Origin of the sequence: Streptomyces sp. NPDC021622 (genome assembly GCF_040640795.1) — a bacterium.
Lineage (GTDB): Bacteria > Actinomycetota > Actinomycetes > Streptomycetales > Streptomycetaceae > Streptomyces.
In genome coordinates this window covers 85,682-109,488 of sequence record NZ_JBFACK010000004.1, presented here as the reverse complement: position 1 = coordinate 109,488, position 23,807 = coordinate 85,682, and the positions used below count along the sequence as shown (strand labels likewise).

Genomic DNA, 23,807 nt, shown 5'->3' with positions numbered 1-23,807 from the left:
TGCGTCCGGTCCGGCACCCGGCCCTGCGTCCGGTCCGGCACCCGGCCCTGCGTCCGGTCCGGCACCCGGTCCTGCGTCCGGTCCGGCACCCGGCCCTGCGTCCGGTCCCGCGCCCGGCCCTACCCCGCGTCCCGCGCCCGGTCGAACGCCGCGTCCCGCGCCCGGTCCCGCCTCCGTAGCGCACCCCGCGAACTCCTCCGCCGCCAGTGCCCAGTCACCGTCGGCGGCCGCCACCCGGCCCTGGACGTAGCGCTTGCGTGAGCGTACGTCGCGGAAGGCGGGCGGCAGCAGGTCGAGGGCCGTGAGGGCGTCGGGCCAGTGTCCGGCGGCCGCCGCGTCCAGTGCGCTCTGGTACATCCGATCCCGCAGCTCGCTCAGCCACGGCTCCGCGTCGTGGCCTTGAGCTGCCGCGGTTTCCAGGTCGGCCAGGGCGTCCGACCAGGCGCCGGCGTCCGCCGACCGCCTGCCTCGCGCGTACGACAGGCGTACGCCGCTGTCCCGGAACCCGTCGGATGCGGTGAACTCCTCGACGGCGGCTCCCCAGTCGCCCGCGTCCTCGGCGGCCCGTGCCGCCGCGTAGGCGAGCCAGGAGCGGAGGTCGGCGCCCGTGGGGTCCGTCGGGGGCCCGGTCATCGCAGCCTTGCCGAACAACTTCCCTGCCGCGTCCCATTCCTCCGCGTCCGCCGCCGCCCGGCCTTGGACGTACGCCGCCCGCGCCGCCGCGTCGTCGAGCCCCGCGCACGCCGTGTACGCCGACCAGGCCGCGCCCCAGTCCTCGGCGTCCTGCGCCGCCCTGCCGTTCACATACGCCGCGCGCTCCGCGGCGCCCTGGTGGCCGGGACGCCGGGCGAGCACATCGGCGTACGCGGTGGCGGCGTTCGCCCAATCTCCTTGGCAAGCGGCCTGTTCGGCGGTCTCCGCCGTGCGGGCCACGTGGAGTTCGTCGCGTGCCGCGGCCAGGCGGTCCGCCGTGTCCCGGATGCCCGACGGGCGGGCGGTGAGCAGCTCCTCGTAACGGGCGATCGCCTCCGCCCAGTCACCGGCGGCCTCCGCCGCGCGGGCCCGCTCGGCCAGGGCGGTCAGCTGCCGCAGCCGCTCGACCTCGGCGGCGATGCACGCGGCCGGCGCGGCGGGGAGCGCGTCGCGCAGGGCGGCGAAACGCTCGGCGGCCGCGTCGGGGTCCAGCTCCGCGGCGAGCAGCCCGCACAGCTTCTCCAGGTCATCCCAGGCCAGTTCGAACGCGGCCTCGGCGCGCAGCCGCCGCTGCTCGTCCTCGAACTGGCGGGTCTCGGCGCGCAGTATCCGCTGCACCTGCGCCCACTGCCCCAGGTCGCGCTGGAACCGCGCGGCCCCGATGAGCACCGTCGAGTCGACGTGCCCGAACGGCCTCTGGAAGGCGCGCAGCGCGTCGGCGCCCTCCCGCAGCGGATCGGCGACGGCGCCACCGTCGTCCCGCACCTCCCGCGCCTTGAACAGCCAGCCCTGCCTGCACGACTCGTGCAGGAACAGCGCGGGCGTCGCCCACTCCACCGCCGTGTGGCCCGGCAGATGCGAGATGCGGCGGCGCGCGGCACTCATGGCCTCGTCGATGGTCCGGTTCGCCGCGAGCCCCTTGAACAGCTCCGGGCCGAACTGCCCCGCCGACAGATCACTGACCCGGCCCCGCATCGCGACCACGGCGGGCACACCCCCGCCGATCAGCGCCTGGGCGAGACCGGAGAACGGCTCGGTGAGCGAACTGTCCGCGCCGGAACAGAGGTTGAGGGCGACCAGGCGCAGCCCCGGTGCCTTCAGGAGGATGCCGCTGAGCAGATCCGCCGGCACCCGGTCGACGCCGCCGCCCTCGGTCTCCAGGGTCACCACGCCCTTGCCGAGTTCCTGGTCGTACGTCCCGTGTGCGATCAGGAGGACCGCGGTCGGCAGATCGGATGCGGCGCCGAGCGCGGCCTCCAGGCTCTCGCGGGTCGTCCGCTCCAACACCGTGGTCTGCACGGCCACTTCCGGCAGCTCCTGGCGGAGCGCTGCCACCTCCGCGTCGGCACGAAGCGGCGCGAGTCCGGGGTCGACGGGCGAGGCGCAGGCCACCAGGAGGCGGATCAGGCTCGGCTCGTCCGCCGCGTCGGGCAGGCGCCGGCCCAGCGGTCCTCCGGGCAGTGAACGCACCAGTGAATAGCTGTGGTTGAGGGCGAGCGACTGCTGCGGCATGCCCGGCGGCGCGCACAGCGACTCAAGGGGCAGATCGCGCAGCTCCTGAGGCAGGTCGAAGCGGATCCGGAGGCCGCGGGCCGGCCGCATCCGCTGCGCATGCTCCAGGGCGAGGCCGACGCAGGCGCCGACACCCTGCGGGCGGTCGCCACTGCGCGCGTCGGTCGCGTCGGAGGGCGCGCATCCCGACGGGGCAGTCTGATCGCCCTCCCCGAACAGCAGCCGGAACACCCCGCGTCCCAGGTCACGCAGTTGGTTCACGGTGTGCTGGTCGCTCAGGGGCGCGAGACCGAGCTCGGTCTCGATCAGCTCGTCCCACTGGTCGCGGAAGGCCGCGGGTTCGCCGTTCACCGCGATCACCTCGGTCGCGCACGCCGGGCCGTTGGCGGTGACGAGGTAGCGGGACGTGCCGATGGGGCGGACCCGGATGCGGAGTTCCTCGTAGGCGAGCATCGGCGGCGCCGTCACCTCCCGCTCTCGTGCTCGTGCCGGGCCGCCGTGACGTGGCCGAGGTCGGCCACCGCCGCCGCGTGCTGCTCGGTCAGCTCGGGATCACCGGGGAAGTGGTCGAGCGCGGCGGCGAGTTGGTCCATCGCCTCCCGCAGGGCCGCGCGGGCCCCGGATGCGCTCCCCGAGTGCCAGCGGCGTGCGGCGAGGCCGCGCAGGACGACGCCGAGACTGACCTGGGCCCGCAGCAGATGCGGATTGAACGCCACGGAACGCCGCAGATCGGCGGCGGGCCCGTCGAGCAGCGTGCCGTCCAGATTGGCCGCGGCGATGCCACGGTCGGCAAGCAGCCGCGCCAACTGCCCTTCAATTCGACCGCGTTCATTGGCTCCGGTGATCTCGCGCACCGCTTCGAGCGTGGTCACGGCGCGCGTCAGATCGCCCGCTCGATGGGCCGCCCGCGCGGCGCTCAGCGCGAGGTCGACGACGGTCCGGTGGATCTCCTGGTAGCGGTCGAGTTCCCTGCTGTGCACGAGGGCGCGCCGCCAGGATGCCGTTGCGGCACCGAAGTCCGGCCGCCCCGCGGTGAGTTCACCCCGCCCCAGATCGATCCGCGCCCGCAGCGCGAGCCCGCGGGCGTCGAGCGCGAGACGGCGGTGCTTGTCGGGGTACCCGGCATAGGCGGGGTTCAGCTCGTCGAACCGGCCACACCCCGGATCACACACGGCGGCACCCGCACCACTGCCCCGCTGCCGCTGCCGCTGCCGCTCCCGGCAACCGGGACATCGCAGCTCGGCGAGCGCGCCCAGGGCTTCGGCGGGCTGCTCCTGCTTCAACAGCAGCTGGGCGAGCCCGAGTTCGGAGAAGGCGTGGGTGAGGGGGGAGGCCCCGGTGTGCGGGGGCGGTGCGATGCGGCTGCCGTCCTGGGCGCCTGTGTCTGTCCCGGAGGTCTCGCCGCCTGCGGCGTGCGCGCGTGACGGGTGAGCGGGGCTGCCCGCGGCAGTCGCGCGTGTGCCGCCGTGCTCGCTCGCTGCGGCGGTCGTGTCTGCCCCGGCGGGCTCGGTCTCTGCGGTGTTCGCGCCTGCGCCACGGGTCTCACCCCCTGCGGCGGTCGTGTCCGTCCCGCGGGTCTTGCTTCCTGCGGCGGTCGTATCCGTCCCGCCGGTCTTGCTTCCTGCGGCGGTCGTGTCCGTCCCGCCGGTCTCGCTTCCTGCGGCGGCGGCCAAGTCCGGCCTCGCGGGCTCGCCCCCTGCCGCGAACGCCCCGAACTCCGCGACCATGTCCAGTTCCGCGATGCGTAACGGCCCGCACGCCAGCGGGTCGCCGTGCCCGGTAGGAAAGCCGCCCACCCCCGCGAGGACCCTCGCGGCGTCCGCCTCCCGTCGCAACAGGGACCCCGGCGAGACCCGGCCCTCCGCGTCGTCGGGCATGCGTCCCTCAAGGAGCTCCCGCAAGTCGGCCCGCAGCTCCGCGTCGAGCGACGCATCGACCGGTACGCCGTACCTCGCCGCGGCGCACGCGCGCCGGTGCGCCCAGAAGGCGTCGTCGTACAGGAGCGCGCCCCAGGCGGCCACGGCACGCTCCCAGCGCCGCGCGGCCGCCTCGCCCTGCCCGGTGGGCGAGTTGAGGAGCGCGATGGCGAGCGTGTGGGTGATGCGGTGGTCGGCGGGGTTCCGCCGGGTCGCCTCGTCGAGCAGTTCGACGGCCGCATCGCGCCGTCCGCCGAGCACCAGCGCGACGGCGTACCGTGGCACGGACTCGCTCTCGCACGGCGTCGGCGCCACCTCCTGAGTGGTCGCGTCCGCAAGCTCGGCCATCACCCGGCGTGCCCCGGCGTCGAGTGAGCCGTCCTGTGAGTCTGCGGTTCGCAGGTCATCGAGCGCTTCGCCGTGACGGCCCAACCGCACGCGTACGTACGCACGTTGGATGAGCGAGCGGTGATGCGGCGGCACGCAACCCAGTGCCGAGGTGAAGTGCGCATCCGCGGACTCGTACGCGGATCGGTGCGCTTCCGCGCAGCCCAGCCAGTGCAGGGGCCCCGCCTCGTCCGGGCGCAGCTCCTGAGCCCGCCGGAACTCCGCGGCGGCCTCTCCGGGTTCTTTCGCGGCCAGGCGGAGGCGGCCGGCACCGATGTGGGCCCGCGCCTGGATGCCGGTGTCAGCTTCGTCCCCTGCCAGGGCCAGCGCCGCCCGGAACTCCCGCTCGGCCCCCGCCCGGTCGCCGCACTCCAGGGCGGACTCCCCGGCGGCGCACGCCTGTTCAGCGCGGCTCACGTCGACGTGCGGCTGGCCCACGGCGTATCTTCCCCGTTCCCGGCGGCGGCTCAGCCGGCCGCCTCGTCCAGCTCGGAGCGCCAGCGGCCCTGTTCGCGGTCGTAGTGCAGCGGCCCCTCGCTGAACCCCGTCAGATCGAGGCGGAGGAGCTGGTCGTACGCCTCACCCGGCAGCCCCGGCTCCAGGACCACCCACAGGCCGGTGCCCCGGTCCTGGAGGACCAGCGGCCGGGGAGGAGCGGGATCGGCCTCGCCCGACGACCGGCGTACGACATTCTTGAACGCCGTGTACGAGTCCTTGACCGCTTCCGCACCGAGCCCGCTGAGGAACGCCTGTAGGGGCAGCGAGGCCAGCATGATCCAGGGGATGTCCGCCGCGCCCCGGTGGTCGACCGCGCGGCGCACCCGTGCCGTGCGGACGCCGAGGCCCTCGAGCGCCGAGACGAGCTCGTGCCGCAGATCGTCGGAGGCGTCCCGGTCCAGGAGCAGCTCCGCGGGCAGCGGCGCTTCGGTCATGTAGGCGATTCCTTCCCCGGAGCCGGTCAAGGCCCCTTCCGGAGCCGAGTTCAGTCCCGCAGCCTAGAGGCGCCGGACGGGCTCGTGCGGGGAAACCTACGATTCCGCCGCCGCCCCGTCGACCGCCTTCCGCTCCAGCTCGGCGAGGCGCGATCGTGCCGCCGCCCGGCCGTGCTCGGTGTCCTGCAGCGACACATGCAGCCGCTGGGCCCGTATCGCCTGGGTGTAGTCGCCGATCAGTGCCAACTGGACGCTGAGAAAGGTGAGTTGGGCCGCGTCAGGGCCCGTGTCGTCCAGCTCTCGGATCAGGTAGGTGCGGGCCGTCTCGATCAGTCCGAGGTCGCGCGCGAGCTCCAGCCAGGTGGATTCCGGTTCGTCGTCGGGATCCACCCCGAAGTTGGAATCGTCGAACGAGCGCGCCCATGCCCGGACCTGGTCCGCCTCCTCGGGGAGCCCGGCGAGACCGCACCACGTGTCGTACGTCGTCTCGTGGACCTCCCGCAGCAGGGGCAGGTCCTCCGCGAGGCCGTAGAGACCCACCAGGACGACCGCGAGCCGCAGTTCGTCGGACATCGACGCGCTCGCCTCGTGCTTCAGGAGATGGCGCAGGAGGGCGCGGTCCGTGTTCCGCCGGTCGTACTGGGCGGCTCGCAGCGCCGCCACCCGGCGCGCGCGGCTCCCGGCCACCGCGTCCCACGTCGCGCGGTCGCCGGTCCGCAGCAGGGCCAGGTCCGTGCGCCCCCTGGTGAGCACCTGCTCCCACAGGGGCGGGCGCGGATGGGGGTCGAGGCGCCGGTACGCGAGGTGCTCGACCGCGTTGAGCAGGAGGTGGTCCGGCTCGGTGCGCAGCAGCGCGGCGTGCAGGCGCGCGACGAGCTGCACCGGCGAGCGCTCCGGGAACCCGAGCGCGGCCCGCAGCTCGGCGCGGTGCGCGTCGAGTTCGGGCACGCAGTCCTCGCGGAAGTCGCCCTCCGTGTCGGCGACTTCGGCCAGGATGCGCGCCTCGCCGTCGTCAGGCGAGAGCCGCACATAGTCGTGCCAGCCGGGCAGGCCGACCAGGATCTCCAGGGCCTCGTTCACGCTGTCCCCGATGACCCCGGCCGCCCCTTCGGAGTCGGCGTACAGGACGGATCCGTCCGCGCACACAAAGTACGTGCCCCCGGAGTCGTCCCCCGCGATCGCCTCCAGCGGACCGCCGGAGGCGAGGCGCACCTCTTCGACGTGGTCCGTACGGGACAGGTCGAATGCGAAAGGGAACGCGGCCAGCTCGGCCAGACGCGGGTCCTGTCGCAGCAGACGGAGTGCACGTTCGGTCATGCTTCGAAAGTAACAGCGGCAACTGACAGCAGACCCCCATCAGCAGACCCGCAACAGCAGACCTCCATCAGCGCACCCACAACAGGAGTTCTCACTCATCGCCGCACGCGACCTCGAACGAGCGGGCCGGAGTCACCCTTTCGGGAATCGTCGCGTGGGGTCACGCCGGGTAGAGCTGTGGCCGGAGGCGAGCCATGGAACAGACTGCGTTGCGTCCCAAGCCGATGCCCGGGCAGGACTCCGGGAGCGGCCGCAGGTTGGGCATCGGAATCAGGCGGCGGCTCGGCGGTGCCGCCCGGACACCCGGCGCGGGCGGCGGCGGGCCCGGTGCCGGGCGGCGGCCGCATGCCGCCCGCAGGCGTGGCCGGCGGCTGCGGACCCTGTTCTTCGGGGTGCTCTGTTCGGCCGTCCTCGTGCTGTCGGGCGTGGGCCTCGGCACGGTCAGCGCCACGGTCATCGGCATGAGCAAGCTCGCCGAGATGCAGGAGGCGGCAGGTGCGCCCGGCGGCGGGCCGGGAGCTCCGGGTGGGCCACCGGCGCCGGGGCCGTCCAAGCCCGGCGTTCCCGCGAAGCCGCCGGAGAAGGACCCGGGCAGCGGGCCTGGCGAGGAGTCCGGCAATGAGTCCGGCAAGGAGTCAGGCAAGGGGCAGGAGCCGGGGCCGGCCGTGGCGCGGACCGCCATCGGGGTGGAGGCCGTGGACGCGCCCGGCGGCCCGGGAGCGCTGCTTGTCGGCGTGCACAGCCCCGGACCCGGCCACACCGCGGGCCTGGTGCGCGGCGACGTACTCCTCGCCTTCGGCGAGACCCGCATCGGCTCGGCCAGGGGTCTCGTGGCCGCCGTGGCCGCCGCGGATCCGGGCAGGAGGGTCACGCTGACCGTCCGCCACGAGAGGGGCGACCGGCAGTCCTTGTCCGTCACGCCCGGTTTCGTGACCTGAGCACGGCCGGGGGAGCGGGTAATCGCCTCGCGGACGCGCGGCGGTGCGGGCAGGATCGGCAGCAGGACCACGCCGTACGCCCGCAGCGAGCCGCCCTGGAGGAACCCGATGACCGGCACCACCGGCGCCCCCGCGCCCTTCACCGCCGACGACTACCGGGCCCGCATGGAGCGCGCAGCGGCCTCCGCGGCGGACGCGGGGCTCGCCGGACTGCTCGTCGCGCCGGGCCCCGACCTCGTCTGGCTCACCGGCTATCAGCCGACCGCGGCCACCGAGCGGCTCACCGTCCTCGTGCTCGCCGCGGGCCAGGACCCGGTGCTCGTGGTGCCGACGCTCGAAGCCCCGGACGCCGAACGGGCTGCGGGCGCGAGCGCGCTCTCCCTGCGCGACTGGACCGACGGCAAGGACCCCTACGCCGTGACCGCGCCACTGCTCGACGTCGACGGCCGCTTCGGGATCAGCGACAACGCCTGGGCGATGCACCTCATCGGCTTCCAGAAGGAGCTGCCGGGCACCTCCTACGCGTCCCTCACCGAAGCACTGCCCATGCTCCGCGCGGTCAAGGACGCCGCGGAACTGGAGCGCATGGCGGCGGCCGGTGCCGCCGCCGACGCGACGTACGAAGAGATCCAGAAAGTGCGCTTCGCGGGCCGCAAGGAGACCGACGTCGCGGCCGATCTCGCCGATCTGCTGCGGCAGTTCGGGCACTCCCAGGTCGACTTCACCGTCGTCGGCTCGGGACCGAACGGCGCCGATCCGCACCACGAGGCGGGCGATCGTGTCATCGAGCGCGGCGACATGGTCGTACTCGACTTCGGCGGCCTGATGCACGGATACGGCTCGGACACCTCGCGCACGGTGCACGTCGGCGAGCCCGATGCCGAGGAGCAGCGGGTGCACGACGTGGTGCGCGAGGCGCAGGCGGCGGGCTGCGCGGCGGTGCGGCCCGGGGCGGCCTGCCAGGACGTCGACCGGGCGGCCCGCGCGGTGATCACCGAGTTCGGCTACGGCGAGCGCTTCATCCACCGCACCGGGCACGGCATCGGCGTCACCACGCATGAGCCGCCCTACATGATCGAGGGCGAGGAACTGCCGCTCGTACCGGGCATGTGCTTCTCCGTGGAGCCCGGCATCTATCTGCCGGGCCGCTTCGGAGTGCGCATCGAGGACATCGTGACGGTCACGGATGACGGGGGTCGGCGGCTCAACGCCACCGCTCGCGAGCTGGCGATCGTCGACTGACGCCACTGACGCCACTGACGCCACTGACGCCACTGACGCCACTGACGCCACTGACCCGACTGACCCGAGCCTTCGGCCTCATGGCGTCGCGACGACCGCGCACGACTCGGCGGGCAGCCGCAGCAGCCCGTCCGCGCCCGGCGCCGTGACCGGCTCCCACGCGGCGAGCACCCGCGCGCCCCGGCCGCCGACGGGGACGTCGGCCGCCTCCTTGCCGAGGTTCACGGCGATCCGCAGATCGCCGCGCCGGACCGCGAACCATCGCGCCCCTTCGTCGTACGCGACCCGGACCGCCGCCAGGTCGGGGTCGATCAGGTCGGCGCGGGAGCGCCGCAGGGCGATCAGTTCGCGGTGCCAGGCGAGCACGCGCGCGTGGGGGTCGGTCAGCGGCTCCGCCCAGTCGAGACAGGAGCGGTTCCGGGTGGCCGGGTCCTGCGGGTCGGGGATGTCCGCCTCCGCCCAGCCGTGTTCCGCGAACTCCCGCCGTCTGCCCCGGCGCACGGCGTCCGCGAGCTCGGCGTCGGTGTGGTCGGTGAAGAACTGCCAGGGTGTGGCCGCGCCCCACTCCTCGCCCATGAACAGCATCGGCGTGAACGGCCCGGTGAGGGTCAGCGCGGCCGCGCAGGCGAGCAGACCGGGGGAGAGCGTCGCGGAGAGCCGGTCTCCTTGGGCGCGGTTGCCCACCTGGTCGTGGGTCTGCGCATAGCCGAGGAATCGGTATCCGGGCGTCCGGGCGCGGTCCACGGGGCGGCCGTGCCGGCGCCCCCGGAACGTCGAGTACGTGCCGTCGTGGAAGAAGCCACCGGTCAGCGTCTTGGCGAGCGCGGCGAAGGGGGCCTCGGCGAAGTCCGCGTAGTAGCCGTGCGCTTCACCGGTGAGCGCCGCGTGCAGCGCGTGGTGGTAGTCGTCGTTCCACTGCGCGTCCAGGCCGAGGCCGCCATCCGCGCGCGGGGTGACGGTCCGCGGGTCGCCCTGGTCCGACTCGGCGATCAGCGCGAGGGGTCGGCCGAGCTCTTCGGAGAGTTCGTCCACGGCGGCGGACAGCTCCTCCAGGAAGTGGCACGCGCGCGTGTCCCGCAGCGCGTGCACCGCGTCCAGGCGCAGACCGTCCAGACGGTAGTCGCGCAGCCAGGCGAGCGCGCTGCCGATGAGATACGCGCGGACCTCGTCCGAGCCGGGTGCGTCGAGGTTGACGGCGGCGCCCCACGGAGTGTGGTGGGTCTCGGTGAAGTACGGCCCGAACGCGGGCAGGTGATTGCCCGACGGGCCGAGGTGGTTGTGCACCACGTCGAGCACGACACCGATGCCGTGCGCGTGCGCCGCGTCGACAAATCGTTTCAGCGCCTCGGGGCCGCCGTACGGCTCGTGCACGGCCCACGGCGACACGCCCTCGTATCCCCAGCCGTGCCGCCCGGGGAACGGACAGAGCGGCATCAACTCCACGTGGGATACGCCCAGTTCCGCGAGATGGCCGAGCCGCCCCGCGGCCGAGTCGAGCGTGCCGTCCGGTGTGTACGTCCCCACATGCAGCTCGTACAGGACGGCGTCCCGCACCGCGCGGCCCGCCCACGGCGCGCGCCACGCGTACCGCTCGTGGTCGACGACCGCGCTGAGCCCGTCGGGTCCTTCCGGCTGGCGCCGCGAGCGGGGATCGGGCAGGACGGGACCCCCGTCGAGCGAGAAGCCGTACCGCGCCCCGTCCTGCGCCGCGACCTGTGCCGTCCACCATCCGGGGCGGCCGTCGGCGCGCTCCAGCGCGTGCGTGGCGTCGTCGCACTGCAGCGTGACCCGCTCGGCCTCCGGTGCCCACACCTCGAACTCCACTGACATTTCCCCCTCGTTCGTCGTCCTGCCCGTCATACTGTCCCGTCCGTCAGTACGCCCGACCATCGTGCTTCAGAAGTGATCGTCCCGCGGTCGTTCCGCGTTTTCTGGACACCCAGGCCGACCTGCCCGAGAATCACCAGGGTGACGTCGTCCTTTGAGATCCACACGTACCCCGCGCGGCTGACCGACGCCGAGCGCGACAGGGCGCTTGAGGTGCTCAGAGAAGGCGCTGCCCTCGGCAAGCTGTCGCACGAGACGTTCGTGCGGCGCATGGAGCTCGCGCTGGCCGCCCGGCAGCCCGACGAACTCGCGGCGCTCACCGCCGATCTTCGCTCCGAGGGCCGCTTCTCGCGCCTCGTGTTCGGCACCGTCGGCGCCGTATCCGGCTTCACCGTCCGGCTGCGCAGGGCCTGGCAGGCCGAGCGTCTGCCGAAGCTGCTGCTTCCGGTGCCCGGCAATCCGCATCCGCTGCGGATCGGCCGTGACCCGGAGAACGGCCTGCGGCTGAGCCACGAGACGGTGTCACGGGTGCACGCCGAGCTGAGCCGGCAGGGCGGCATGTGGGTGCTGCGCGACCTCGGCTCGACCAACGGCACGTCCGTGAACGGCCGCAGGGTGATCGGCGCCGCCGTGGTGCAGGACGGCGATCAGGTGAGCTTCGGGACGATGTCGTTCCGGCTGGCTGTTTCCTGAAGCGCCGGCTGTTTCCTGAAGCAGGGGGGCTGAGTCGAGGCAACGGTCTGAGTCAGAGGCAATCGTCTGAGTCAGTCGCCCCCCGCGCGCGCGTGCCGCGCCGCCGCGACCACCGTCCGTGACTGGTGCTCGACCTGATGCTCGACCGGCACCCAACGGGCCTTGAACCGCTCGGCGAACGCGTCGCTCCAGTGCACGACCAGCCGTTCGAGCCGTGGAGCGGCCCGGTCGCCCGCCGCGTCCAGGACCCGCAGCGCCATCGCGGCCGCCCGCAGCGGCAGCCGCCGCCCGAAGGCGTCGACGCTGCCGACGTACGCCATGGAGTTCCCCGCGGGCGGCAGCGTGTCCCAGTCGTCGGCGAGGCCGGGCACCAGGTCGAGCGCCCAGCGCGCCGCGCGCATCAGCGGACCGTGCGCCCGGGGCAGCCGCGGCAGCGCGTCCCCGAGAATCTCCTCGACGAGCCGTGCGTCGTGGCGCAGCCGCTGTGCCACGCCGCGCAGCGCGAGGACGGGGGCGGGATGGACGGCGAGGTCGTCCACGAGGTCGCTCGCCCACATCGGGACCTCCACGATGGCGGTCAGGCCGCCGTAGCGGTGCGCGTGATGCCACGTGGTGTGCCGGGCGTCCTCGGGGAGGCTCGGATAGGCGGCCGCCGAACCGGGACCCGGCAGCACATGGACCCCCGGCCCCGACACCGGCCAGCCCGCGGCGTCCGACGCCCCCGTCTCGACCGGGATGTGCAGCTCGGCCGCCGACTTGGCGAAGGGTTCGGCGAGCCCCGGGATGTCCCTGGTCAGCTGCACCCAGCTGCCGCCCAGGTCGGTGCCGTGCAGGGACACCTGCAAGTAGGGCCGCAGTTCGTCGATGACGCCGGTCAGGGCGCGGGTCTCGGGCGGCAGCCGGTCGGGCGGAAGCACGGAGGGCGACCACTCCGGCTGTTCCGGGCCCGCGGGCCGGAAGAAGTGCCGGTGGTAGTCGAGGAGGGTGCGCGGGGCGGGCGTGCGGTGCAGGGCCGCGCCGTCCGGATCGGCGCACAGGAGGAAGTGCCAGGAGGTGTCGGCGCGCAGGTCCGCGTCCCGCAGCGTCCACTCGGCGAGGTGCAGCAGCGTCGAACCGCCCGCCGGTTCGTTGGAGTGCGCGCCCGCGACGACCAGGACGGCGTGCGGGGAGCGTCCGACGGACAGCAGGTGCAGGGGCCGGCCCGCGCGCGATGCGCCGACCTGACGCAGTGTGCTCAAGTCGGGGCGGTGTGCCGCCAACTCCCTTGCGGACAGCACCAGTTCGGCCACATTGGGATAGCGCTGCTCCGCCAGTTGACTCACCCCCGTCTTGTCCGCTGACGCATTGGGCAGTACGCCACGGGGTCGGGCGGGTGTCAAGCGTCCGGCGCAGCGGTGTCACCGCGCCACGCCTGGCCTGCGTGCTCGCCTCACCCGAACGGTCGTACGGGAGCTGCGTGCGGCGTCCCGTGGTGGTCCCCTGATACCCCAGGAAGCCCCCTGAAACCCCCAGAGGCGGTAGCCGGCGGTGCGCAGCCTTCCAGGCCGGAGCGGGATACGCCCGGCGGCTTTGTCCCCGTCCGGCTCTGGCGGCTCGGCCCCTCTTGGGCGCCGTCTGTCACCGGCTTCGCCGAGTTCGTCCTCAAACGCCGGACGGGCTGAATTTGCCCCGTCGATCGACCTGCCCAGTCTGCTGTCTCCCGGTGTCGAGCTCGATCCGTACCCGCTCTATCGCGTGCTCCGGGAGGACTTCCCGCTCGTTCGGGACGAGCTTTTCGGGGCCTGGCTCGTCAGTCGGTACGTGGATGTGCGGGGCGTGCTCGGGGATGTGCGGTTCGGTGCGCCGCCTCCGGCGAGAGGGCTCGGGCCCGGCGTGAGTCGGCGGGCCGTCGCGGCGGTCGACGCCGCCGTCGAGCGGACCGCCTATGTCCTTGCGCGGCGCATCGCGGGGCGCAGGGAGGTCGACCTCGTCGCCGAGTTCTGCGGGTGGCTGCCCGCCGCGGCCGCCGTCGCCGCGCTGGGGCTGCCCTATGAAGACGCCGCGCGCGTCCAGGAGTGGTGCCGCGCGGGCCTCACGGGGGTCGGCGACACGGAGGGGCATCCGGAGCTCGCGGGCCTGCTGCGCCCGCTCATCGCGCGGCGTCGCGGCCACCCCGGGGCGGACCTGCTGTCCGTGCTGTGCGGCGCCCGGGTGGACGGGCGGCCGCTGTCCGACGAGACCGTCACGCGCCTCGCCGGAAACCTCATCGGTGGCGGCGGCGAGGCCACCGCCCTCGCGCTCGCCTCGTTCCTCGCCAACCTCCTCGACCACCCCGCACAGTTCGCGCTCGTCGGAGCCCGGCCCGAGCTGATACCGGGCGCCTGGACGGAGTCCCTGCGCCGCGATCCGCCCACGCCCGTGGTGCTGCGGCGGGCGACCGCGCCGGCCGCCGTCGGCGGCACCACGCTCCCCGAGGGCGCCGTCGTGGCCTGCCTCGTCGGCGCCGCGGGCCGCGACCCGTACCGCTTCGCCGACCCCGACCGCTACGACATCTTCCGCGCGGACCCGGAGAGCCTCGCGCTCGGCGGGGTCCCGTACCCCTGTCTCGGCACCACCCTGGCCGCCCTCACCGCCCGACGGGGCCTGCAGGCCCTGCTCGACGTCATGCCGGGCCTGCGCTGGGCGCCGGGCTTCAGGCCGGTTCCCCAGGGTCTGACGACCCGGGCTCCTCGGATGCTTCTCGTACGTCGGGACTGACCGGGTTGACCCGTTCCAGGAGCACCACCGGCAGCTCCCCGAAAAGCTCTGCCACGCGCGCGTGCCCGGTGAACTCCCGCCCCGGAGTGAGCAGATCCGTCCACCGACCCTCCGGAAGCACCAGTTCCGTCGAGCGCCAGCCGCCCGCGTCCGTGAGGCGCAGGGAGAGGCGCGTCACCGCCGTCACCACCTCTCCGGAGCGGGCGAAGGCGACACAGTGCGTCGCGCCGGGGCCGCGCACCGACAGCGGCTCGTACGTCGCCGCACCGCCGAACACTTCCGGGCGCCGACCGCGCAGCCGCAGCGCGGCCGCCGTCACGGCCAGCTTCTCCTCCGAGAGGTCCCAGCGGTCACGGTGCTCCTCCAGGTGCTCGAGGACGTGCGGCTGGAACCGCACGGGCCGCCGGTTGTCCGGGTCCACCAGGGTGCGGCACTCGCCCTCCGTGCCCTGGTACAGGTCGGGCACCCCCGGCATCGTCAGCTGGAGCAGCGTCGCCCCGAGGATGTTCGCCCGCACGTGCGGCCGCAGCCCGGCGGCGAACTCCGCGACCGTGTAGAGCGGCGGCCCGCACGGCCCCGCCTCCGCGAAGGCGGTCACGGCCTTCTCGTACGCCTCGTTCGGCTCGGTCCAGTTCGTGTGCAGGCCCGCCTCGCGCACATGCTTGAGCAGCGCCTGCTGCAGCCGCTCGTCGTAGGGGAAGCCGAACCCGACGGCCGTCTGCCAGGCGGCCCACGCCAGTTGGGGATCGGGCGCGCAGGTGCCGCCAACGCGCGAGGTCTGCTCGGTGACCTCGACCAGCAGGTCGGCCCACCGCTGCGGGCACTGCGTGAGCACGGCGATCCCCGCCCGCACATCGGCGCTGCGCTTGGTGTCGTGCGTGCTGAGCACCGTCCCCGTGTACGGCCAGTCGCGCTGCACGCGCGCGCAGTACGCGTGGAAGGCCTCTGGAGCCACCGCGGGACGCTCGGGAGAGCCGCCCACCTCCGCGGAGGACAGGAGCGGCGCGTGCCGGTAGAACGCGGTGTCCTCGACCGCCTTGGCCCGCAGCGCCGACGACGTCTGCGCGAACCGTGCCCGGAAGGCGGCGACTCCCGGACCCGACCCGATCCTGCCGAGCGCCAGGTCCCGTACGACATCGACCGCTTCGGCCTCCTCGCGCACGGTGAACGCGGCCTTGGCGTCGTCGGCGGCCGCCACCGTCAGGACGGAGGCCGGTTCGGCGCCCCCGGAGACGTACGGACGGTAGACCGGAAGCCGGACGAGCAGCTCCTGGAGCGCGGTGCGCAGCGCCCACGGCGCGTGGTCGCGCAGCGCGGGGTGCGGGGCGCACAGCGCGGCCGCCTCACGGGTGAGACGGTCGGTCTCGGCCGCCAGCTCATGGGTGATGACCTTGTACGCGGCCCGCCGCACCGTGGCCCCCCAGTCGCCGCCCCGGTCGGCGGGCGGCGCCGTGAACCGCCGGTACTGGCCGAGGAGTTCACCGGCGCCCGCGGGGTCCGTGAACAGGCCGTCCAGGTGGCGCAGGGCGTCGTACCCGGTCGTGCCGGCGACGGGCCACGCGGCGGGCAGGCGTTCCCCGTCGGCGAGGATCTTCTCGACGACCGTCCAGCGCCCGCCGGTGGCCTCGTGCAGCCTCTGGAGGTACGCCCCCGGGTCCGCGAGGCCGTCGGGGTGGTCGATCCGCAGCCCCTCCACGACCCCTTCCCGCAGCAGTCCGAGCACCTTCCCGTGCGTCGCGTCGAACACCTCCGGGTCCTCGACCCGCACCCCGATGAGGTCCGAAATGGTGAAGAAGCGGCGGTAGTTGAGCTCCGTACGGGCGAGGCGCCACCATCCGAGCCGGTACCACTGCGCGTCCAGCAGCTTCGGCAACGGCAGCTCCTCGGTGCCTTCCCGGAGCGGAAACGCGTGCTCCTGGTAGCGCAGGACGTCCCCGTCGACCCGCAGCCGCTCCAGCTCGTCCCCGATGCCCCGCGCGAGGACCGGCAGGAGCACCCGGCCTTCGCCCGCCTCCCAGTCGATGTCGAACCACCGCGCCCAGGGCGACGAAGGGCCTTCCCGGAGCGTCTCCCACAGGGCGTGGTTGTGCCGCGGCACGGCCGCCATGTGGTTGGGCACGATGTCCACGACCAGACCGATGCCGTGCGCCCGCGCGGTGCGCGAGAGCGCCCGCAGCCCCTCCTCGCCGCCCAGCTCGCCCCGCACGCGCGCGTGGTCCACGACGTCGTAGCCGTGCGTGGACCCCGGCACGGCTTCGAGCACCGGCGACAGATGCAGATGCGAGACGCCGAGCGCGGCCAGATACGGCACGGCCGCCTCGGCGGCCGCGAACGGGAACTCCGGCTGGAGCTGCAGCCGGTAGGTGGCGGTGGGCGGTGGCGGAACCACGGGCACTGAGCGCTCTGGCGTCATGCGAACGTACGTACCCGCCTGGCGGGCTTTCGTGCCATCGACTCATGCGTTCGGCCGCCAGGTCGTCGCTAGCTTCGGACGATGGCTACGAAGGCACGGGTCGCACGGGACGCACAGAGTGAACGGGACACGCCGGGCGCACGAGGGCTCCTGGACACCTACCGGGAAGTGATCGGGCACACCGGAGCGGTCCTTCCGGTGATCTCGTTCCTCGGCAGGCTCCCCGTGGCCATGATCCAGTTCGGCAGCGTCCTGCTTGTGACGGAGACCAGCGGATCGCTCGCCACCGGAGGCGTCGTGGCGTGTGCGCTCGCCCTTGGCCAGGTGACCATGGGCCCGTTCGTCGGCCGCCTCGCGGACCGGCGCGGCCAGCGGGCCGTCGTGCTCGCCTTCTCGCTGCTCAACGCCGTGGCGATCGCCGCGTACACGCTGGGCGCCCTCCTGGAGCTGTCCACGCCCGCGCTCGTCGCCCTCGCGGTCCTTGCCGGTGCGAGCATCCCGGGGATCGGCCCGCTGGCCCGTGCGCGCGCCGTTCCGCTGGTCCGCCGAGCGGGCGGTGACGACCGCCTGGTCAACACGGTGCTGTCCCTGGAGAGCACCATGGACGAGCTGTCCTTCGTGCTCGGCCCCGCCCTGGTGGGTCTCGCGGCCGTCGCCGCCCACCCGGCGTACGCCTTCGCGGCGGCCGCGCTCCTGGTCGCCGTCTGCGGCACGGGCTTCGCGCTGCACCCCACGGGACGGACGGTGCGGGCCACCGAGCGGAAGACGGCACGCGCGCGTGGGGAGCGGCAACGCCTGCCGCGCGAGGTCTACGTCGTACGCGTCGGGCTCGTCTTCCTGGGCGTCCTGCTCGGCGCCTGTGGAGCGGGCATCACGGCCCTCACCGAGGAGTTGGGGCAGCCGGGCCAGGCAGGGCTCGTCTACGCCGCCATGGGCGTCATGAGCGCCGTCGTGGGGCTCTCCATGGCCGCGCTGCCCGAGCGGTTCGGCCTGTACGCGCGCTGGCGCCTCGCCACGGCCGCCGCGGCGCTCCTCTCGCTGCCGCTGGTGTGGACGGACAGCATGACGGGCCTGTACCTCGTGGTGACCGTGTTCGGCGCCGTCTACGCCCCGAACCTCATCACCGGCTTCGGCCTGACCGAGCGCGCCTGCCCGCCGGGACGGCTCGCCGAGGGGATGACGTTCGCGGCGAGCGCCTTCGTCGGCGGCCAGGCGGTCACGCTCGCCGTGGCGGGACGCCTGGCCGAGTCGCACGGCCCCGGCGCGGCGTTCGCCCTCGGCAGCGCGGCCGCCGCCGTCGCCTTCCTCGTCGCGCTGATCGCCCGCCCGGGGACCCGCGCCGGCGACACCGCCGAGGTCACGCCGGGCGCTGCAGGACCGTGAGGCTCCGGTCGGCGAGGGTGAGGCGCTCGCCGGCCCCCGCCTTCGGGCCGGTGTCCGGAGGCACACCGTCCGAGCGCGCGGTGTCCACCACGACCTGCCACTGGCGGCCGTGATTGACCGGCACCACGAACTCCAGGGGCTGTGCCGACGCGTTGAACATCAGCAGGAACGAGTCGTCGGCGATCCGCTCGCCGCGCGTGCCGGGCTCCGAGATCGCGTTGCCGTTCAGGAACACCGTCAGCGCCCGCGCCTGCGACGCGTCCCAGTCCCGCTGCGTCATCTCCTCGCCCTCCGGGGTGAACCAGGCGATGTCGGAGAGCTCGTCGTGCGTGCCCTCGACGGGACGGCCGTGGAAGAACCGCCTGCGCCGGAAGACGGGGTGATCGCGGCGCAGCCAAGCCATCGCGCGCGTGAACGCCAGCTGTGTGCAGCCGTCCTGCGGCCAGCGCACCCAGGCGACTTCGTTGTCCTGGCAGTACGCGTTGTTGTTGCCGCCCTGGGTCCGCGCGAACTCGTCGCCGTGACTGAGCATGGGCACGCCCTGGGAGAGCATCAGCGTCGCGATGAAGTTGCGCATCTGCCGCTCGCGCAGCTCAAGGACGTCCGGATCCTCCGTCTCGCCCTCGGCGCCGCAGTTCCACGACCGGTTGTGGCTCTCGCCGTCCCGGTTGCCCTCCCCATTGGCGTCGTTGTGCTTGTCGTTGTACGCGACCAGGTCGTGCAGCGTGAAACCGTCGTGGCAGGTGGCGAAGTTGATCGACGCCAGCGGGCGCCGCCCGTCGTCCTGGTAGAGGTCCGAGGAGCCCGTGAGACGCGACGCGAACTCCGCGAGCGTGCGCGGTTCGCCGCGCCACATGTCGCGCACCGTGTCGCGGTACTTGCCGTTCCACTCCGTCCACATCGGCGGGAAATTGCCCACCTGATAGCCGCCCTCGCCGACGTCCCACGGCTCGGCGATCAGCTTCACCTGGCTCACCACCGGGTCCTGCTGCACCAGATCGAAGAACGACGAAAGCCGGTCCACCTCGTGGAACTGCCGTGCGAGCGTCGCCGCGAGATCGAAGCGGAAGCCGTCCACGTGCATCTCCGTGACCCAGTACCGCAGCGAGTCCATGATCAGCTGAAGCACGTGCGGGGAGCGCATCAGGAGCGAATTGCCCGTCCCCGTGGTGTCCGTGTAGTGGCGCTGATCGTCCGAGAGGCGGTAGTACGAGGCGTTGTCCAGGCCCCTGAAGGAGAGCGTCGGCCCCAGGTGGTTGCCCTCCGCCGTGTGGTTGTAGACGACGTCGAGGATCACCTCGATGTCCGCCTCGTGCAGCGCCTTCACGGCCTGCTTGAACTCCAGGACCTGCTCGCCACGGTCGCCCCAGGAGGCGTACGTGTTGTGGGGCGCGAAGAAGCCGATGGTGTTGTAGCCCCAGTAGTTGTTCAGGCCCATGTCGACCAGGCGGTGGTCGTTCACGAACTGATGGACCGGCATCAACTCGATCGCCGTGACGCCCAGTCGGGTGAGGTGGTCGATGACCGCCGGATGCGCGAGCGCCGCGTATGTGCCGCGCAGGTCGTCCGGCAGCTCCGGGTGGAGCATGGTCAGGCCCTTCACATGGGCCTCGTAGATCACCGTTTCGTTGTACGGGGTGCGCGGCGGCCGGTCGTCGCCCCAGTCGAAGTACGGATTGACCACCACGGAGGTCATCATGTGCGGCGCCGAGTCCATGTCGTTGCGGCTGTCCGGGGCTCCGAAGCGGTAGCCGTACACCTCCTCGCCCCAGTCGATGCGCCCGCTGACCGCCCGCGCGTACGGGTCGAGCAGCAGCTTCGCGGAGTTGCAGCGGTGTCCGCGCGCGGGCGCGTACGGGCCGTGCACCCTAAAGCCGTAGCGCTGCCCCGGCATCACGCCCGGCACGTACGCGTGGAGCACGAACGCGTCGGACTCGCGCAGCTCGACGGCGGTCTCCGAGCCGTCGTCGTGCAACAAGCAGAGCTCTACGCGGTCGGCGGCCTCGGAGAAGACCGCGAAATTCGTCCCGGCGCCGTCGTACGTGGCACCCAGTGGATACGCCTGCCCTGGCCACACCTGCATGCATATGACTCTTCCACTACGGCCCCATCGGCCCGGGGTCACTTTGGCCAGAGTCTCCCCGAAAGTGGGGCAACCACCCAGGAGTTGAGGCCGTCTAACGGGCCGACCACATATTCGTTATGCCCATTCGTGGGGACACCAGGGGAAGTAGGGGGAGGATGTGCGCGAAATAGTCAGACGCCATCTGGGGAAGATGATGGCGGGTGCCGCGGTCGCCGTGGCGGCCACCGCCGTGATGGTGGGAGTCACACTGCCGGGATCGGCCGGGGCGGGGGAGTCCCGGGACCAGGACCGCAGTGCGGCCGCAGGTGCGGCACAGCAGAACGCCGTGCCCAAGGACGGCGTCGTCGAGGCCGCTCCCGAAGAGGGCGAAAAAGGCATCGGCAGCGATCCGTTGACCGACGACGAGATGAAACGGGCCGAGAAGATCGCCATGGGCGGCGGCGATCTGCGGAGGTCGGCCAGGGACGTGGAGGGCGATCGCGGCCCGCAGCTCCTGAGCAACAATCTGAGCGAGGCGGACCCGACCGAGGCCGCCGACGCCGAGCGGCCGCGCCGCGCGGAGATCGTCTACTACGACTACAAGGACGACGCTCTCGTCACCAGGACGGTCAACCTCGACACCGGCAAGGTGGAGGAGACCGACACCTCGCACGGCGTCCAGCCGCCCGCGGCCAGGGACGAACTGAACGAGGCCGCCCAGCTGTTGATCGCCGACCCGCTCGGCAAGGACCTCAAGAGCGACTACAAGAACGCCATGGGCAAGGAGCTCACCTCGCCCGACCAGCTGCGGCTCAGTGCCTTCGTCTTCCACAAGGAGACCGTCGAGCAACTGCCCGCCGGACTCGCCAAGTGCGGCGAACACCGCTGCCTCAGCATCGTCAGCAAGGTCGTCAACGGCCCCTGGATCGACACCCGTGACCTGATCGTCGACCTGAGCGCCCGGACCGTCACCCGCCTTCGCTGAGCGGCCCGCAGCGACCCGCTGCGGCCCCATCTCACTTCCCGCACGAGGGAGTTCAATTCGTATGCACGTGAACAGACTCACGCGCGCCCGCAAGCGCGCCGCCATCGGGCTTGCGGTCACCGCGCTCCTGGGCACCGTCATGGCCGCGGCAGGACCGGCCGGTGCCGCCCAGAAGTCCGCCAAGGACGCCCCCGCGGCCCCCGCGCCGGCCTGTAGCGCCGACTACCGCATCGAGCAGACCGTCGACGGCGGCACCACCTGGCGGATGTGCTGGCACTACAACACCAACGCCGGTCTCGTCCTCGACAACATCTCGTACCAGCCGAAGAACGAGCCCAAGCCGATCCCCGTCCTCACCAGCGCCCGGCTCGCGCAGGTCCATGTCCCTTACGACGACGGCGAGGACGAGTACCAGGACATCACCGGCGCCTCCTTCGGCACGGACCTGCTGCCCCTCAAGCCCGCCGAGTGTCCCGGCGGCACCATCAAGACCGTCAAGGTGGCGGGTTCGCCCATACCCGGCGGCAAGGTGAAGGGCCTGTGCACCACCACGCGCGCGCGGGGCCACGCGTACCGCATGACGCCGGACATCTATCAGAACCCGGAGAAGGTCTACCAGGCGCAGGGCAAGGACCTGCTGATCTACACCGTCAACCAGGCGTCCTGGTACGAGTACATCACCGAGTGGCGCTTCTCGTCGGACGGCACCATCACCTCCAACGTCGGCGCCACCGGCAGCCTCTCGCCCAGCGACTTCGACGGCACGGACGGCAAGGGCTGGCCCATCGGCAAGGGCGCACGCGACTACGCCGAGAGCCACAGCCACAACGTCTCCTGGCGCCTCAACTTCGGCCTGGACGGCTCGCCCAAGTCCAAGGTCGAGCAGTACGACTCCAAGGTGACGCCGCCCACCGGTAACGGGAAGCCGAAGACGAAGACGACCCGCACCCCGGTCACCAAGGAACTCATCGGCGACGTCAAGGGCATGCGCTGGTGGCGCATGGTGAGCACGGCGGGCAAGAACGAGGACGGACATCCCCGTTCGTACGAGATCGTGCCCGGCCACAGCGTGAAGCACCCCGGCCGCAACTACAGCAACCACGACGTGTACTTCACCGAGTACAAGAAGTGCGAGAAGTACACCAGCGACAATCTGTCCGAGAACTGCGGCCCCAAGAGCGTCGACAAGTGGGTGAACGGCGAGACCCTGAAGCACCCCGTCACCTGGGTCAACATCGGCTTCCACCACATCGCACGGGACGAGGACCAGCAGCCCATGCCGGTCCACTGGCAGGGCTTCTCGCTGGCCCCGCGCGACGTGACCGCTATGAATCCGCTCACTCCCGCCGACCTCGCCGACCAGAACGGCAATACAGAAGGCGGTAGTTGAGAAAGCACCCTCCCCATCCTGCTGCACCGGTCACCGCTCCCGGAGTACCCTTCCTTGATCGTTGAACGGGGGAGTGCTCGGGGGAGCGGAAGGGGTGCGCTGGGTGAGCTCGGGAGGGCGGGAACTGCCCCCTGGTGACGAGGGTCACGAGGGGGGTTCCGCGGACGGCCCGCCCGGAGCGGTGTCCTTGGCGCGGCCGATGGAGATGGGATCTCAGATCGGACCCGAACTGGACTGGGGCGCCGACGCCTGGCGCGAGGTGCGTACGCGCGCCCAGCGCGCCGGGCGGGCCTACATCTGGCTGAACCTCGTGGAGCAGCGGCTGCGCGCCGTCGTGGCCGCTGTGCTCCGTCCCATCTACGAACCCGTCCACGCCGACGACTGGGTGGTCGCGGCGGCCGGTCCCGCCGGGCAGGAGTGGGTGCAGCGGGCCGTCGCCGTACGCGAAGTGAGCCGCCGCAAGGGCTACTTGCTCGACCCGGCCGACGACAACGTGCTCAGTTTCCTCACGTTGCCCCAGCTGCGCGAGCTGATGGTGCAGCACTGGCCGTGCTTCGAGCCCTACTTCGACGACCGCCGCGACGTCGAACTGGCCCTGGACGAACTGGAAGTCACCCGGAACGTCGTCTCCCGCAACCGCGCCCTCTCCGAGACGGTGCTCGCCCAGGCGGAGCGTGCGTCGTCCAGGCTCCTGGACATACTCGGCGCGGGCACCGACGCGCCGTCCGCGCGCCGACTGCCCGTGGACGCCGTGGAGTCCCTGGTCGGCGACCGGTACGCCGATGTGGTGGGCGTGCACTCGGACCGGGTGCGGCTCCTCACGCAGTTCCCGGCCGAGGACATCTTCGGCGGGGCCAGGCGCCTCGACGCGATCGGGATAGGTCTGAACCTCCTGGTGCAGAACTTCTCGGGCCGCCGTCTGGTGCGGCTCGCGGAGTCCGGCTGCCGGGTGCGGCTGCTCTTCCTCAACCCGGCGAGCAGCGCGGTCCGGCGCAGGGAGCGCGAGCTCGGTTTGAAGAAGGGCGAGCTGAGCCGCTCCGTCGAGATGAACATCCTGCACATGCGCCGGGTGCGGGCCCGCCTTCGCGACCCGGGCGCCTTCGAGATCCAGGTCTTCGACGAGACGCCGCGCTTCACCGCGTATCTGGTCGACGGGGACGGCGCGGACGGTGTCGCGGTCGTCCAGTCGTATCTGCGCAGGACGCGGGGGATGGAGGCGCCGGTGCTCGTGCTGCGCGGCGGGCGCCGGGTGGTGAAAGCGGGCGAGCCGGGTGAAAGCGGACTCTTCGAGACGTACCGGGAGGAGTTCGAACTGGCGTGGGCGGACTCGCGGCCGGTCTCCTGAGCCGCTGCCGGGCCGCCCCGTACGGTCAAGCGG

General features: G+C 72.7%; 16 protein-coding genes. 8 read left to right on the top strand and 8 right to left on the bottom strand.

Translation table 11 applies throughout. From position 1 onward, the window contains the following. From AB0G47_RS10915 to AB0G47_RS10900, 4 genes are all read right to left on the bottom strand, one after another. Positions 1-2,673 (bottom strand): CHAT domain-containing protein (locus AB0G47_RS10915; RefSeq protein ID WP_360766874.1); only part of this gene is annotated, 2,673 nt, incomplete at its 3' end. Then, positions 2,670-4,946, bottom strand: a complete 2,277-nt coding sequence (locus AB0G47_RS10910) for a hypothetical protein (RefSeq protein WP_360766871.1) — start codon at positions 4,944-4,946, stop codon at positions 2,670-2,672. The genes AB0G47_RS10910 and AB0G47_RS10915, both read right to left, overlap by 4 nt. A gap of 29 nt (positions 4,947-4,975) precedes the next feature. Beyond that, positions 4,976-5,440, bottom strand: a complete 465-nt coding sequence (locus tag AB0G47_RS10905; protein ID WP_360766868.1) for a hypothetical protein — start codon at positions 5,438-5,440, stop codon at positions 4,976-4,978. 96 nt (positions 5,441-5,536) lie between these two features. After that, positions 5,537-6,757 carry a hypothetical protein gene (locus AB0G47_RS10900; RefSeq protein WP_360766865.1) on the bottom strand — a complete coding sequence of 407 codons (1,221 nt, stop codon included), beginning with the start codon at positions 6,755-6,757 and terminating at the stop codon, positions 5,537-5,539. 194 nt (positions 6,758-6,951) lie between these two features. Here AB0G47_RS10900 and AB0G47_RS10895 point away from each other — a divergent pair, with 194 nt between their 5' ends. After that, positions 6,952-7,695: a PDZ domain-containing protein gene (locus AB0G47_RS10895; RefSeq protein WP_360766863.1), complete on the top strand. Its 744-nt coding sequence runs from the start codon at positions 6,952-6,954 to the stop codon at positions 7,693-7,695. A 108-nt stretch (positions 7,696-7,803) separates the two neighbouring features. After that, on the top strand, positions 7,804-8,937 hold the full coding sequence (locus tag AB0G47_RS10890) for an aminopeptidase P family protein (protein ID WP_360766860.1): 1,134 nt from the start codon (positions 7,804-7,806) through the stop codon (positions 8,935-8,937). A gap of 78 nt (positions 8,938-9,015) precedes the next feature. Here AB0G47_RS10890 and treZ read toward each other — a convergent pair whose 3' ends face one another. After that, a complete protein-coding gene (gene treZ / locus AB0G47_RS10885; RefSeq protein ID WP_360766889.1) occupies positions 9,016-10,761 on the bottom strand; it encodes a malto-oligosyltrehalose trehalohydrolase in 1,746 nt (581 codons plus the stop codon). A 144-nt stretch (positions 10,762-10,905) separates the two neighbouring features. Between treZ and AB0G47_RS10880 the strand changes: the two genes are divergently transcribed. Beyond that, entirely contained in the window at positions 10,906-11,457 is a 552-nt protein-coding gene (locus AB0G47_RS10880) for a DUF1707 and FHA domain-containing protein (protein WP_360766857.1), read from the top strand. A 71-nt stretch (positions 11,458-11,528) separates the two neighbouring features. On the opposite strand, the gene AB0G47_RS10875 is transcribed toward AB0G47_RS10880, so the two are convergent. Beyond that, complete coding sequence (locus tag AB0G47_RS10875; protein ID WP_360766854.1) at positions 11,529-12,779, bottom strand: M14 family zinc carboxypeptidase; 1,251 nt, start codon at positions 12,777-12,779, stop codon at positions 11,529-11,531. Positions 12,780-13,191: 412 nt separating this feature from the next. On the opposite strand from AB0G47_RS10875, the gene AB0G47_RS10870 reads away from it, so the two are divergent. Next, complete coding sequence (locus AB0G47_RS10870; RefSeq protein ID WP_360766851.1) at positions 13,192-14,193, top strand: cytochrome P450; 1,002 nt, start codon at positions 13,192-13,194, stop codon at positions 14,191-14,193. On the opposite strand, the gene treY is transcribed toward AB0G47_RS10870, so the two are convergent. Next, positions 14,129-16,606 (bottom strand): malto-oligosyltrehalose synthase, encoded by a 2,478-nt coding sequence (treY, locus tag AB0G47_RS10865; RefSeq protein WP_360766848.1) that lies wholly within the window; start codon positions 16,604-16,606, stop codon positions 14,129-14,131. The two genes, AB0G47_RS10870 and treY, sit on opposite strands and share 65 nt — an antisense overlap. A gap of 81 nt (positions 16,607-16,687) precedes the next feature. On the opposite strand from treY, the gene AB0G47_RS10860 reads away from it, so the two are divergent. After that, a complete protein-coding gene (locus AB0G47_RS10860) occupies positions 16,688-17,989 on the top strand; it encodes an MFS transporter (RefSeq protein ID WP_360766845.1) in 1,302 nt (433 codons plus the stop codon). Here the strand turns inward: AB0G47_RS10860 and glgX are convergent. After that, entirely contained in the window at positions 17,964-20,072 is a 2,109-nt protein-coding gene (gene glgX / locus AB0G47_RS10855) for a glycogen debranching protein GlgX (RefSeq protein ID WP_360766843.1), read from the bottom strand. The genes AB0G47_RS10860 and glgX overlap by 26 nt on opposite strands. Positions 20,073-20,232: 160 nt before the next feature. Between glgX and AB0G47_RS10850 the strand changes: the two genes are divergently transcribed. From AB0G47_RS10850 to AB0G47_RS10840, 3 genes are all read left to right on the top strand, one after another. Continuing rightward, entirely contained in the window at positions 20,233-21,039 is an 807-nt protein-coding gene (locus tag AB0G47_RS10850; protein ID WP_360766840.1) for a Tat pathway signal sequence domain protein, read from the top strand. Positions 21,040-21,100: 61 nt separating this feature from the next. Then, positions 21,101-22,429, top strand: coding sequence for a copper amine oxidase (locus AB0G47_RS10845; protein ID WP_360766838.1), 1,329 nt, complete (start codon positions 21,101-21,103; stop codon positions 22,427-22,429). Positions 22,430-22,532: 103 nt separating this feature from the next. After that, positions 22,533-23,774, top strand: a complete 1,242-nt coding sequence (locus tag AB0G47_RS10840) for an SAV2148 family HEPN domain-containing protein (protein ID WP_360766835.1) — start codon at positions 22,533-22,535, stop codon at positions 23,772-23,774. The last annotated feature ends 33 nt before the right edge of the window (positions 23,775-23,807 follow it).